Genomic DNA, 13,747 nt, shown 5'->3' on the forward strand with positions numbered 1-13,747 from the left:
CTTAGTGAACCATGTTTGACACACTTACTACGCGCCTTAGTGCCACGTTTACATCACTACGCACTCGCGGGAAAATATCTAAGGGCGATATTGAATCAACGTGTGCAGAGATTCGAGAGGCTCTACTTGAATCTGATGTGGCGCTAGAAGTTGTTGAGGTTTTTATAGCTCAAATATCGGTTAAAGCAACGGCTGCACTTGAAACAATTCAATCTGGTACTAGCCAAGCCAATGCAGTCTTCGAGATTGTGAATGCTTCACTCATTGAAATACTTGGCGGTCAAACCCGCAGAGTACGTTTTTCAAAAAATCCACCAACGGTCATCATGTTGGCAGGTCTCCAAGGTGCGGGCAAAACTACTTTGGCTGGTAAATTGGCAAAATTCTATTCTGACCAGGGCAACACTCCCTTACTTGTCGCCTCTGATTTACAACGTCCAAATGCAGTGACCCAACTTCAAGTCGTAGGTGAGAGCGTTGGAATACCGGTTTTTGCGCCTGAAGTTGGTAATGGTGTGGGCGATCCTGTAGAAGTTGCGCGTGCAGGGGTGGCCTTTGCTAAAGCAAAGTTGTACAACATGGTTATCGTCGATACCGCTGGACGTTTAGGTGTTGATGCAGATTTAATGAAACAGGCAAGTGAAATTCGCGATGCGATTAAACCAGATGAAATTTTATTTGTTGTTGATGCAATGATTGGCCAAGATGCCGTCCGCACTTCGCAGGCATTTCTAAATGGAGTTGGATTTGATGGCGTTGTTTTAACTAAACTCGATGGAGATGCGCGCGGTGGTGCAGCACTTTCGATTGCATCATTGACAAAACGTCCAATTATGTTTGCTTCGACCGGTGAAAAACTAACTGACTTTGATATTTTCTATCCAGAGCGAATGGCATCTCGAATTTTAGGCATGGGTGATGTTGCAACTCTGGCTGAATCTGCAAAGAAGGCATTTGATACTCAAACCTCTGCCAAACTAGAAGCAAAGTTTGCAAGTGGCGAGGATTTCACTCTGGAGGATTTCCTGGAGCAACTCAGTGCTATGTCAAAGATGGGATCTATCTCTAAATTAATGGGGATGTTGCCAGGTTCTGGGGCGTTTAAAAAGCAGATAGAGGGCTTTGATGAGGGCGAAATTTCCCGCACCACGGCAATTGTTCAATCGATGACTCCGAACGAGCGTCGGGAGCCAAAAATTCTCAATGGCTCTCGCAGAGCGCGTATCGCTTTGGGGGCTGGGCGCAAGGTTTCAGATGTCAATAATCTCGTAGATCGCTTTAGTGCGGCACAGAAGATGATGAAGCAGCTTCGAAACGGGGCGATGCCTGCTGGAATGAGCGGGATGGGAATGCCACCAGTAAAAGCCCCAGTGAGCGCTCCTAAAAAGAAGTCTAAATCTGGTAATCCAGCTAAGCGTGCCCTTGAAGAGTCACAATAAGGGATTTCGCGTATTTAGGCTCTAGATGGCAGAATGAGCACCCTGTTGAAGAGGCCCTCTACCCTCTCTCAACATCCATAAGACCGATAGTTGCATCGATTTCTCCACGCACCCCGCTGTGGTCGAAGAGATATGACATACATACAACAGGAGATACCTTTCTTGGCTACAAAAATTCGTTTAATGCGCATGGGCAAAATCCGCACACCGTTTTTCCGCGTCGTGGTCTCTGACTCACGCAAAGCACGCAACGGTCTTTCGATTGAAGAGATCGGTCGTTATGTTCCAGGACAAGAGCCATCTCTTATTGAGATTAACTCAGAGCGCGCTCTGTACTGGCTCGGTGTTGGAGCTCAACCATCCGAGGCAGTAGAGGCGCTTCTGAAAATTACTGGAGATTGGCAAAAGCATAAAGGACTTCCAGGAACTGAGGGCACTCTTCGCGTTGCAGCACCACGAGTAGGAAAGCATGTTGCCTACGAGGCTGCAGTTAAGAATGCAATGGATGAGCCTAAAGAGGGCGCAACAACATTAAAGAAGAAGGCGCAGGAGAAGTTAGCTGCAAAGGCGAACCCGGTGGAAGCTGTGTCCGAACCAGAAAAAATTCTAGAGTCGTCCGAGGTTCCAGCTGAAGTTGTGACTACCGAAGCAGTGCTTGAGACACCAGCTCCAGAGGTGACTGCAGAAGTTGTGGTTGTGTCCGAGGTTCCAGCCCCAGAAGTGACTACAGATGTTGTAGTTGAAACAGAAGCGGTTGCCGAATAATTATGATGGATGAGGCCCTCGAGCATTTAGTAAAAGGGATCGTCGATAATCCCGATGATGTCGTCGTTACTGAAAAGACGCATCGTCGTGGAACAACTCTTGAGGTTCGTGTAAATCCTGAAGATATCGGCAAAGTAATTGGACGCAATGGTCGCACCGCTAAAGCGCTGCGCACTGTTGTTAGCGCGCTCGCAGGTCGCACAGTACGTGTGGATCTTGTCGAGAGCGACGAACCTAATTAAGTAACGTCTTAAATAGCCATGCGATTACTCGTAGGGCGAATTGGTCGAGCCCATGGAATCCTGGGTGAAGCGACTATTGAAGTTCGAAGTGATGATCCAGATACTCGCTTTGCCGTCGGTGAAAAACTGCAAAGTGACGAGCATGGGGTTTTAACAATCACTTCAGGGCGAGTGCATAATGGAATTTTGCTCTTGGGTTTTGCCGGCTACAACGATCGAAATCAGATTGAAAAACTTCGCAATACGCTTTTGTACGCCGAAGTTAATATTAATGAAGTTCGCGAGGATGCCGATGAATACCACGTCCTCCAGTTAATTGGTTGCCAAGCTTTTCTTGAAAATGGTCTTCTATTTGGTGAGGTTACCGATGTCATTAATCTGCCAAGCCAAGATTTATTAGCCATTAAAACTCAACACAACGAAGTGTTAATTCCATTTGTTCATCAACTTGTGCCAATAGTAGATATCACGGCAAAACGTTTAGTTGTAATACCTCCTATTATGAGCGAGGTTACGACATGAAAATAGAGGCTGTAACAATCTTCCCCGATTATTTTGCGCCACTAAAATTGTCGTTGTTAGGCAAAGCAAGTGAGGCTGGAATAGTTGAGTTTCATATTCATGATTTGCGTAGTTATGCAGATAATAATCACCATGCAGTGGATGACACACCTTACGGCGGCGGTGCTGGAATGGTGATGCTGCCTGAAGTTTGGGGATTGGCTCTTGATCCACTGATGGTTGAAGACACTGATTTAATTATTCTAACTCCAGCCGGAAAGCGATTTAATCAACCCATGGCGGAAGCTTTATCTTCAGCTTCACACATTGTATTTGCCTGTGGTCGTTATGAAGGTATCGATGATCGAGTTCGCCAACACTATTCAACGCAACTCTATTCATCGAGAAATATCCGTGTGCATGAAGTTTCGATTGGCGATTATGTTTTAGGCGGGGGCGAAGTTGCATCCTTAGTCATGATTGAAGCAATTACACGTCTTTTACCTGGTGTGCTTGGAAACCCACTATCTTTGAATGAGGAGTCACATAACGAAGATGGCTACCTCGAGTACCCAAACTTTACTAAACCATCAAACTGGCGAGATATCCCTGTTCCTGAGATTTTATTAGGTGGAAATCATGGAGAAATCGCTAAGTGGCGTGCTGAACAAGCCAGAAAACGCGCCGAAAAAAATATCTAACTCGCTAGTAATGCCGGTTTTACCATAACGTTAGCTCATGGGTAATGAAGCCGATGAGATTCAAGCACGGTTAATTCGCGATCTCGAACCAGTAGTCACAGTTGAACTCGAACGGCATTTAAGCGTTCAAAAGAACTGGTATCCACACGAGTATGTCCCATGGTCGGAGGGCAGGAATTTTGCTGGTCCACTCAATGGTGATGCGTGGGAGGCAAAAGATTCACGATTAACTCCCGTTGCTCAAGACTCTTTAGTTTTAAATCTTTTAACCGAAGACAATTTGCCGAGTTATCACACAGAGATTGCTATCTCTATGGGCCGCGATGGGGCATGGGGAACATGGATTGAACGCTGGACTGCCGAAGAGGCGCGCCACAGCATTGTTATTCGTGATTACTTAATGGCGACTCGTGGAGTTGATCCGTATGAACTCGAAGATCTGCGCTTGGCCCATATGTCATTGGGTTATCAAACGCCGTATGAAAACGATATGGTGCACACAATCGCTTATGTCTCTTTCCAAGAGCTAGCCACACGTATTTCGCATCGAAATACCGGCAAGATTTCAAATGATCCGATCGCTGAAAACATGATGCAACGTATCGCTTTAGATGAAAATCTTCACATGCTTTTCTATCGTAATACTCTCAGCGCAGCGTTAGATCTGGAGCCTAATGCGACGATGCGAGCAATTACCGACGTAGTAACTAACTTTGGAATGCCTGGTGCGAACATGCCAGGCTTTGGTCGCAAGGCGGTGCAGATTGCACTGGCTGGAATTTATGACATGCAGCAGCATTTGGATGAGGTCATTGCACCGGTTTTGCGTGCATGGAAGATTTTTGAACGTACTGATCTGACTGGAGATGGCCTTAAAGCTCGTGATGATTTAGCTTTCTTCCTTGATAAAACTGCACAGGAGGCCAGTCGCTTTAATGAAAAACGTGAAGTTTATTTTGAACGTTTGGTTGCACGGGGGCAGGAGCCGCACCGGCTCTTGAAATAATTGGGCTAAGTAAGTAACCTTGTAGGGATTAGGATGAGAATGAAAGAGTTAAAGAATAAAGTTGCGCTTGTAACGGGTGCGGGCCGAGGCATTGGTCGAGCAATCAGTATCGCATTAGCGCAGGAAGGCGCTCAACTCATTCTTACTGGAAGAGATATGTCGGCCCTGAATGAAACGTCTCGAATAATCACTGAATTGAAGTGCGGACCTGCTCCTTATGTCTCACACATGGATGTTTTGAACTCAACAGAAATACAGCAGTGTGTTAATTCATCGCTAGAGATTTACGGTCAGATTGATATCTTAGTTAACAACAGTGGAATAACTGGAAAATCCGCTCGTTTGTGGGAGCTCAGTGAGGCTGAATGGGATGAGGGAATTGATACGAATCTGAAAGCACCATTCTTAGTTTCTAAAGCCGTTATACCTTCAATGCTTGAGCGCAAAACTGGATCGATTATCTTCATCGGCTCTATTACTGGAAAACGACCGCTCATTGACCGCAGTGTCTATGCCGCGTCAAAACTTGGCATGGTAGGAATGATGCGAACTTTAGCTTTAGAGCTTGCTAGGCATAACATTCGGGTAAATCTCATTTCACCTGGCTTTGTTGAAGGGCCACGCCTTGATGGTGTAATCGCCCAAGTTGCCAGTCGAGAAAGCGTTTCGCCGCAAGAGATGAATACGAAGTGGCAGGAAATGGTTCCTACAGGAAAATTTATTTCACCAGAAAACATTGCACAGGGAGTTTTATTTTTTGCAAGTGAAAGATCTGGCGGTACGACCGGTGAGGATCTCAATATTTCAGGTGGATTAGTGATGTATTCATGAGTCAGGTAACAAAGCGTGTAATTTTTATAGAGCATGACCATGTCAGTGCGGGTGGTCCGATCTGGGCGCAGTTCGAGAGACGGGGTTATGAAATTTCGCGATTCATTATCGTCGATGAGGAAAATGCTAAAACTCCCAATGTGAGTCCAGAGTGGCCGGATTTACTTACCTTTGACGTAGTGGTCTTAATGGGTGCTCCATATGCAGCTTACGATGATGCGCGAATTGGAAACTGGCTTTTACCTCAAGTTCAAAAGATGCGAGAGGTTCATAACGCTGGCATTCCTATCATGGGAATTTGTTTTGGCGGCCAACTTATGTCACGGGTATTAGGCGGTACGGTTTCACGCTCTCCTCGCGGTGAACTTGGATGGTTTGAAATTGAGAGCGTTGATGAGACCCTTGTACCGCGTGGACCGTGGTTTCAATATCACTGGGATCGATTTACATTTCCGCCGGGTTCTACTGAAATCGCTCGCAATGAACTATGTCCACAGGCTTATGTATTTGGACGCACCTTTGGAGTGCAGTTTCACCCTGAGATTGACCTACATGTTTTAGATATGTGGCTTGCAATGGAGGGCGGAGTTGCCGAAGTTGAGGCTGAAGGTGTGGATGTTGAAGAGTTACGAAAGCAGACGAAATCATTGGAGTTAGAAAGCAATCAGCGCGGCTACGACTTAGTTGATCAATTTCTTGATCGAGTCGCGACCGCGCCGATAGTACGTATCTAATCGTTTGAAATAAAGACATTCTTCACTTCGGTAAATGAATCAAGTGCATCTGGCCCAAGTTCGCGCCCAAGACCTGACTGCTTAAAACCTCCAAATGGTGTCCAAAAACGCACCGATGAGTTGGAGTTAACTGACAGAGCCCCTGTCTCAATTCCACGCGAGACGCGAAGTGCTCGGCCGATATCACGAGTCCAGATAGAACCCGATAAGCCATATTCGCTGTCATTGGCCATTGAAATTGCTTCGGCCTCGTCTTCAAATACCATCACCGATACAACTGGCCCAAAGATTTCTTCGCGCCACGAACGTGCCTGTGTATTTTTAGGCAACAAAACCGTCGGTGCCATCCAATAGCCCGGACCGGTTGGTGAACTGCCTTTAAATGCGATCGGCTCATCTAGAAAAGACTCAACAACATCAAACTGCTTTTTTGAAATAAGCGGTCCCATTTCAGCTGTTGAAAGATTTGGATCTTCAACTCGGAATTTTTTAACTGCAACTTCGAAGTGTTCCATGAAACTATCAAATGCCGATTTCTGCACCAAAATTCGCGAGCGAGAGCAGCAGTCCTGTCCTGCATTATCAAATACTGCACCCGGTGCACCTGCTGCGGCCTTCTCAATATCGGCATCGGCGAAAATAATATTTGAGCTTTTACCACCAAGTTCGAGGGTTACACGTTTAACTTGCTCCGCGCAGCCGACCATAATCTGTTTTCCAACGGTGGTTGAGCCAGTAAATACAACTTTGCGTACAAGTGGATGCGTAACAAAGCGATTGCCAACAACGCTTCCCTTTCCTGGCAAAACGTTAAATACACCCTCTGGGATTCCAGCTATCAGAGCAAGTTCTCCTAAGCGGATTGCAGAAAGAGGAGTGTATTCGGCAGGTTTTAAAACAACGGTGTTACCTGCAGCTAAGGCTGGCGCAAAACCCCATCCGGCGATCGGCATTGGAAAGTTCCAAGGAACGATAATGCCAACTACGCCGAGAGGTTCTTTAAAGGTTACATCGATGCCACCGGCAACTGGGATCTGACGGCCAAAGAGACGCTCTGGCGCAGCGGCGTAGTACATCAAAGTATTAGCAACGTTGTCTGCCTCCCACAGCGCATTGCCGCGAGTATGGCCAGAGTTAGTAATCTCAATCTGGGCTAACTCTTCTCGGTGATCGCTTACCACTTGTGAAAAACGTCGGAGTAACCGTGCACGCTCACCGGGTGCGATGTGGCGCCATGTCTCAAAGGCCTTGGCAGCCTGTGCAATTACATGATCAGTTGCCTCTAAATCTAAATGGGGAACATTCTTAACAATCTCTTCGGTGGCAGGATTGATTACATCGTATGAAGTAGACACGTTAGATTTAAAACCTTTCGAAGTTGCGGAATAGTTCCCAATCGGTAATTGCTTTACCGTAAGCGGAGATTTCAATTTTGGCCATATTTGCATAATGTGCTTGAACTTCAGCGCCAAATACTTCCTTAACCCACGCACTATTTTCCCAGAGCCCTAGCGCCTCAGGCATAGATGATGGAAGGCGGGCTGAATCAGATGCATAGGCATTTCCCTGAAATGCCGGCTCGAGAACTAATTTATTTTTAATCCCATCTAAACCGGCGGCAATAATTCCAGAAACAGCTAGATAAGGATTCACATCTCCGCCAGCGGTTCTGTTTTCTAGCCGCAGAGATGGTCCGTGTCCAACAAGTCGAAGTGCACAAGTGCGGTTATCGCGACCCCAGCGGATTGCCGTGGGTGCAAATGAGCCGGGAACAAAACGCTTGTACGAGTTGATATTTGGTGCAAATAAAAGCGTCATTTCTCGTAGATGGGCGATCTGGCCCGCTATAAATTGGCGCCCCACATCACTCATTCCCTGTTCTTTATCATTCTCATCGGCCATTACCAACGAGCCATCAAGGCCTCGGAATGAGAGATGGATGTGAGAAGAGTTGCCTTCCTTCTCATTTGGTTTCGCCATAAAAGTCAGTGCATAACCATCTTGAGCGGCAATCTCTTTAGCACCGTTTTTATAAACAACGTGGTTATCACAGTTTGAAAGGGCATCTGAGTATTTAAATGCGATCTCATGTTGGCCAAAGTTACATTCACCTTTTACTGACTCAACGGTCATTCCTGCATTTGCCATCGAGAGGCGGATACGACGCAAGAGTGGCTCAATCCGTGAACCGCCCAAAATTGAGTAGTCCACGTTGTATTGATTTACTGGAATTAGATTACGGTAGGACTTATTCCATGCCTCTTCATATGTATCTTTGAAAACTACGAACTCCAATTCGGTACCGCACATCGCCTCCATGCCTGCATCTGCAAGCGCTTTTACTTGTCTGCGCAAAATCTGGCGAGGAGATGCGACGACATCGGTGTGATCTAGCCACTGAACATCAGCTAAAACCATGACCGCCCCTGGCTGCCAATCAATTAAACGTAGAGTGCTCATATCCGGCACTAAAGCAAAGTCGCTGTAACCGCGCTCCCATGAGGACATCTCATAGCCCTGGACCGTATTCATATCTACATCCACGGCCAGTAAATAGTTACAACCTTCGGTCCCGTGTTTTAGGACTTCATCTAAGAAGAATTGACCATGTATGCGCTTGCCAGTTAAACGGCCCTGCATATCGGTCATTGCAACCACGACAGTATCAATCGATCCGTCGGCTACTCCTGATTTTAACGCTTCAATCGACATTGATTTCATGAGGTGATGCTATCTACTTGCGTTAAAGAAATCTACAAAAGAAAACCCTTGCCACCTACGTGACAAGGGTTTTCCTAGTGTTAGTACTCTTTTATGAGTTGATATTGCTACGTGGGCCAGTAAACCATTTCTTAGCCGACATGTTCCACCAGATTAGTAGGATTAATAAAGCGCCTCCAGTAATAATCGGTGCATAGTTAACTGCAGTCCACGTGAAATCTGCATTTCCTGGAGTACCTGCAGGTGAGAATGGCAGAATAAAGTAGATAGAGATAATTGCAATTTCAGCAACGGCAATGGTACACATCCACTTATATCTTGATCCAAGTGTCCACGGTCCAGGCTTGAAGGAGTCTCCAGCCTTAAGACGTAAGAAGATTGGAATAATAAATGCGAGATAAAGAGAGATTACGGTAACCGAGACAACTGCATAAAATGCAGTTGGCGCACCGCTTGGACTCTTCCAAAGGGCAGGAAGAGTAAGAACCACTCCGCCGAAGGCTGATGCAAGAACTGCATTCAACGGCACATGGTGTTTATTGACTTTCTTCCACAAGTTGGCTCCCGGTACCGCACCATCTCGAGAGAATGCAAACATCATGCGTGAACAAGATGTTAAGCAAGCGGTGACACAGAAAATCTGACCGGCAACGGTAATAATCATAACTGTCTTAAATGCGATTCCACCGCCGAGTGCGGTATACAGGATGGCAATGACAGATCCTCCACCAAAGGGGTTAACCGCAGGATCAAACGAGCTAATCGTATCAACGTCAGTTGCAGCAAATAAAAATGCCATCAACAAGATATACCCACCGATTGCCGAGTAGAAAATCGACTTCCAAATTCCCTTGGCGGCATTGGTATCAGCGCCGTGAGTCTCTTCAGACAAGTGTGCAGATGCATCAAAGCCAGTGATTGTGTATTGAGTTAACAGGAACCCAAGCGGCAGCACATAGATCCAGTACCAATTATCGCCAAAGCCAGAGCTGTTAATTCTTGTGGTATACATCCAGGAGAGTGTCTGATGATCACTTGGAACAATCAGAAGGATTCCAACGACGATCGCGGCGCCGAAGACGTGCCACCAGACTGAGATGTTGTTAACGAGCGCGAGTAGATGTCCGCTATAGATATTTATTAATGTGACAACGAGAATAATCGCTACAAAGAGGAAGAACTGCTGTTTGATGTAGTCGCCGCCGAGGAAGTCAGTGGCATAACTTGGCCACTGAGATCCAAGTAGAACATTTAAGAAACTGGCGGCGCCATAGCCAACTGATGCGGTAACTGCAACAAGGCCAATTAAGTTCAACCAACCGGTGAAAAATCCCGCCTTAGGTCCACCGAGTGCAGATGCCCACCAATAGATTCCACCGGATGTTGGATATGCCGAAGCAAGCTCTGACATACAAAACCCGATAATAAGAATAAATAGAGAGATAAGTGGCCAGCCAATTGAGATTGCAACTGGGCCGCCGTTGTTCCATGCCTGACCAAAGGTCGTAAAACACCCTGCGAGGATTGAAATAATCGAAAATGAAATCGCAAAGTTTGAAAAGCCAGACCAGCTGCGATTTAACTCCTGTTTATAACCAAGTTCATTTAGCCTTTTTTCATCATTATTTATAGGTGCCAAGTTATGCTCCTCCTTGAGCTTTTGGGGTATAGCATTTCTACCCCATAGTGTGACTTAAATGACAGGGGTTTGCGCAAAAATGTGCCGATTAATGGGTTACGTGTCGCAGAGTAAGACCTCATTTCCTGTCATTGTCGGCTCTGGTTTTTCGGAGTTTGTAGCCCTTTCATCCAGACATTGCGATGGCTGGGGTCTTTCAACGGTGGATCAAGGTGGGGCGCATACGGTTGTGGAAAAGAAGGTGGAGGCGGCGGCCACAAGTGACTCCTTTGACGCGACAGTTGCTGAAAATACGGCCGATGGCGCACTTTTGCATTTACGTTGGGCGACAAAGGGCTTATCTATTAGCGAAAATAATACCCACCCATTTATGTATGGTGACTACTCCTTTATCCATAATGGCTCAATTTTTCCGCCTGATGCGATTGCTCCTTTCATTGATTCAAAATTTCTTCCACTCATTGTTGGAGATACAGATAGCGAGAGATATTTCTATTTAGTGATGACCGAAGTTGAAAAGCTAGGTCTGGTTGATGGGGTTAAAAGCGCACTGTCAATAATTAAAGAGCACGGCGATACGACTAGTTTGAACTGCATGCTCATGAATCGAGAGTATTTTGTCGTTGTAAGTGAGCACAATGCAGATCGAAAGCCTGAATGGGCCGTCGATGATTATTATGAGCTTAAATACTTGGCAAGTCCTGAAGGTCTGTTATTTGCATCAACTGGCTGGGATCAGCCTGGTTGGAAAGAGCTAAAAAATCACCACATGGCAGTAGTAAATCGCTCAACCTTTGAGATTGACGTTATAGCCCTCTAATTCAGGCTCTACGATAGGCACATGAACCGTACTTATAGTGTTGAAACGTACGGCTGCCAGATGAATGTTCATGACTCCGAACGGATCGCCGGGATTTTAGATGAGGCGGGTTACATCCCGGTTTTAGAGGGTAAGACTGCCGATCTCGTCGTTTTCAATACTTGTGCAGTTCGAGAGAATGCCGACAATAAATTGTATGGAAATCTCTCTTTTCTAGCCCCGATTAAGAAATTAAATCCTGCGATGCAGATCGCAGTTGGTGGATGCTTGGCACAAAAAGATCAGGCCACAATTTTAAAGAGAGCTCCTTACGTTGATGTTGTATTTGGTACACATAACGTCGGATCTCTGCCGATTTTACTTGAGCGTGCGCGGATCGAAGAAGAGTCTCAAATTGAAATTTTAGAGGCCTTGGAACACTTTCCATCGACGTTGCCTGCTCGTCGACTATCGGCTTTTTCTTCATGGGTGTCGGTCTCCGTTGGATGCAATAACACCTGCACTTTTTGCATTGTGCCTGCGCTGCGAGGAATAGAAAAGGATCGAAACGCTAAAGATATTCTCGACGAAGTCCGGGCGCTCGTTGATCAAGGGGTTATTGAAATAACTCTGCTCGGGCAAAATGTAAATGCCTACGGGGTTGATTTTGGTGATCGTTATGCCTTCGCGAACTTACTTCGCGAGTGCGGAACCATCGAGGGCCTAGAACGTGTTCGGTTTATGTCTCCGCACCCACGCGATTTTACTGACGATGTCATCGAAGCCATGGCTGAGACCGAAAATGTAATGCCACATTTGCATATGCCTTTGCAATCAGGATCGAACTCAATTTTAGCGTCAATGCGACGCTCGTACCGAACCGATAGATATCTAGGTATCTTGGAGCGCGTCCGAAATGCGATGCCCCATGCATCGATCACAACGGACATCATTGTTGGATTTCCGGGTGAAACCGAGAGCGATTTTCAAGCGACTTTAGATGTATGTACGCAGGCGCGTTTTGCGGCGGCGTATACATATCAGTATTCAATTCGTCCCGGTACACCCGCTGCCACAATGCCGAATCAAATTTCTAGTGAAGTTGTTGGGGAGCGTTATACCCGATTACATAATCATCAGCAGTTAATTTCCTTATCGGTGAATCAAGAAGCCATTGGTAAAAATTACAAAGTTTTAGTCGGAAGTCATGAAGGGCGACGAGATATTGTTCAGGAGCGTCTTACTGGTCGTAGCGAAGATTTCCGTCTGGTGCACTTTGATAACACGTCCAGCGCACGCCCCGGAGATGAAGTAGAAGTAAGAATTACTGATGCATCTGCACACTATTTGATCGGAACCCCAAGCACGGTACGCCGAACACGTGGAGGAGATGCGCATGAGGCGCGCAATAAGGAAACCTCCAAAGCCTCAACGATGCTTGGAATGCCATCGATCTCCAGATGAAGTTACTTGTGGTTTGTGGGGCAACTGCGACTGGTAAAAGCCAATTAGCGATTTCACTTGCCCATCACTTCGATGGAGAAATCGTAAATGCCGATTCAATGCAAATCTATCGCGGAATGGATATTGGGACTGCAAAATTGAACGTTGAAGAGCGGGAAGGAATTGTTCATCACCTTTTAGATGTTTTAGATGTCAATCAAGACTCAACGGTTGCTTGGTATCAAAGCGCTGCGCGCGCAGCAATTACTGATATTCATGTTCGAGGTAAGAGTGCAATCGTTGTCGGCGGGACCGGACTCTACATTAAGTCGATTTTGGATGAACTCAATTTTCCAGATACTGATCCCGCTGTTCGCGAAAGACTTGAAAAAGAGGTGGAGAGTATTGGACTTAACGCGCTCTTTGAAAGATTGGAAAAGTTAGATCCAGCCGCGGCGATTGCTATTGATAGGGCGAATTCTCGTCGTGTCATCCGAGCCTTGGAAGTTATTGAAATCACTGAAAAGCCATTTACTGCAAACCTTCCACGTGAGGCAAGTACGAGATATCCAGATGCTGTGCAGTTTGGTTTAGTTATGGATCGCGAAAAGTTAAATGAGCGAATAAGTTCGCGCGTAGATCGTATGTGGGATGAAGGCTTCGTATCCGAAGTCGAAACCCTCATAGGACGTGGTATTAAAGATGGACGAACGGCCCAACTTGCTCTTGGATATTCGCAAATAATCGCCCACTTAGAAGGAAGATTGAGTCAAGACGAGGCGCGCGAAGATACTAAGCGTGCAACTCGCCAATATGCGCGTCGGCAGGAGACCTGGTTTTCGCGCGATGCACGAATCACATGGATTTCACCAGTTCAGCCACACTTACAGACCGTTCTTGCGCACTTAAAGAAGTTAGACTCGTAG

General features: G+C 46.2%; 14 protein-coding genes. 11 read left to right on the plus strand and 3 right to left on the minus strand.

The window, feature by feature from the left end:
• Positions 1-11 precede the first annotated feature (11 nt).
• From ffh to Q8K48_05700, 8 genes are all read left to right on the plus strand, one after another.
• On the plus strand, positions 12-1,439 hold the full coding sequence (gene ffh / locus Q8K48_05665) for a signal recognition particle protein (GenBank protein MDP1851887.1): 1,428 nt from the start codon (positions 12-14) through the stop codon (positions 1,437-1,439).
• 132 nt (positions 1,440-1,571) lie between these two features.
• Entirely contained in the window at positions 1,572-2,204 is a 633-nt protein-coding gene (gene rpsP, locus Q8K48_05670; protein ID MDP1851888.1) for a 30S ribosomal protein S16, read from the plus strand.
• Between the two features lie 2 nt (positions 2,205-2,206).
• Positions 2,207-2,446, plus strand: a complete 240-nt coding sequence (locus Q8K48_05675) for an RNA-binding protein (protein ID MDP1851889.1) — start codon at positions 2,207-2,209, stop codon at positions 2,444-2,446.
• A gap of 18 nt (positions 2,447-2,464) precedes the next feature.
• Entirely contained in the window at positions 2,465-2,968 is a 504-nt protein-coding gene (gene rimM, locus Q8K48_05680; protein ID MDP1851890.1) for a ribosome maturation factor RimM, read from the plus strand.
• A complete protein-coding gene (gene trmD / locus Q8K48_05685; protein MDP1851891.1) occupies positions 2,965-3,648 on the plus strand; it encodes a tRNA (guanosine(37)-N1)-methyltransferase TrmD in 684 nt (227 codons plus the stop codon). Before rimM ends, trmD begins: the two co-directional genes overlap by 4 nt.
• 37 nt (positions 3,649-3,685) lie before the next feature.
• Positions 3,686-4,654 (plus strand): acyl-ACP desaturase, encoded by a 969-nt coding sequence (locus tag Q8K48_05690; protein MDP1851892.1) that lies wholly within the window; start codon positions 3,686-3,688, stop codon positions 4,652-4,654.
• A 39-nt stretch (positions 4,655-4,693) separates the two neighbouring features.
• The gene (locus Q8K48_05695; GenBank protein MDP1851893.1) at positions 4,694-5,485 is read left to right on the plus strand and encodes an SDR family NAD(P)-dependent oxidoreductase; all 792 of its coding nucleotides are present in this window, start codon (positions 4,694-4,696) and stop codon (positions 5,483-5,485) included.
• Entirely contained in the window at positions 5,482-6,219 is a 738-nt protein-coding gene (locus Q8K48_05700; GenBank protein MDP1851894.1) for a type 1 glutamine amidotransferase, read from the plus strand. The genes Q8K48_05695 and Q8K48_05700 overlap by 4 nt, the downstream gene beginning before the upstream one ends.
• Here the strand turns inward: Q8K48_05700 and Q8K48_05705 are convergent.
• The 3 genes from Q8K48_05705 to Q8K48_05715 all read right to left on the minus strand — a co-directional run bounded on the left by Q8K48_05705 (position 6,216) and on the right by Q8K48_05715 (position 10,579).
• Entirely contained in the window at positions 6,216-7,574 is a 1,359-nt protein-coding gene (locus tag Q8K48_05705) for an aldehyde dehydrogenase family protein (protein ID MDP1851895.1), read from the minus strand. The two genes, Q8K48_05700 and Q8K48_05705, sit on opposite strands and share 4 nt — an antisense overlap.
• A 7-nt stretch (positions 7,575-7,581) precedes the next feature.
• Complete coding sequence (locus Q8K48_05710; GenBank protein MDP1851896.1) at positions 7,582-8,940, minus strand: glutamine synthetase family protein; 1,359 nt, start codon at positions 8,938-8,940, stop codon at positions 7,582-7,584.
• Positions 8,941-9,031: 91 nt separating this feature from the next.
• Positions 9,032-10,579, minus strand: coding sequence for an amino acid permease (locus Q8K48_05715; GenBank protein ID MDP1851897.1), 1,548 nt, complete (start codon positions 10,577-10,579; stop codon positions 9,032-9,034).
• Positions 10,580-10,637: 58 nt separating this feature from the next.
• Here Q8K48_05715 and Q8K48_05720 point away from each other — a divergent pair, with 58 nt between their 5' ends.
• From Q8K48_05720 to miaA, 3 genes are read left to right on the plus strand one after another with little or no spacing between them, the layout of a single operon-like run.
• Entirely contained in the window at positions 10,638-11,399 is a 762-nt protein-coding gene (locus tag Q8K48_05720) for a class II glutamine amidotransferase (protein MDP1851898.1), read from the plus strand.
• Between the two features lie 21 nt (positions 11,400-11,420).
• Positions 11,421-12,842 carry a tRNA (N6-isopentenyl adenosine(37)-C2)-methylthiotransferase MiaB gene (miaB, locus tag Q8K48_05725; protein ID MDP1851899.1) on the plus strand — a complete coding sequence of 474 codons (1,422 nt, stop codon included), beginning with the start codon at positions 11,421-11,423 and terminating at the stop codon, positions 12,840-12,842.
• Complete coding sequence (gene miaA / locus Q8K48_05730; protein ID MDP1851900.1) at positions 12,839-13,747, plus strand: tRNA (adenosine(37)-N6)-dimethylallyltransferase MiaA; 909 nt, start codon at positions 12,839-12,841, stop codon at positions 13,745-13,747. The genes miaB and miaA overlap by 4 nt, the downstream gene beginning before the upstream one ends.

Origin of the sequence: Candidatus Planktophila sp., assembly GCA_030681675.1 — a bacterium.
Taxonomy (GTDB): Bacteria; Actinomycetota; Actinomycetes; order Nanopelagicales; family Nanopelagicaceae; genus Planktophila.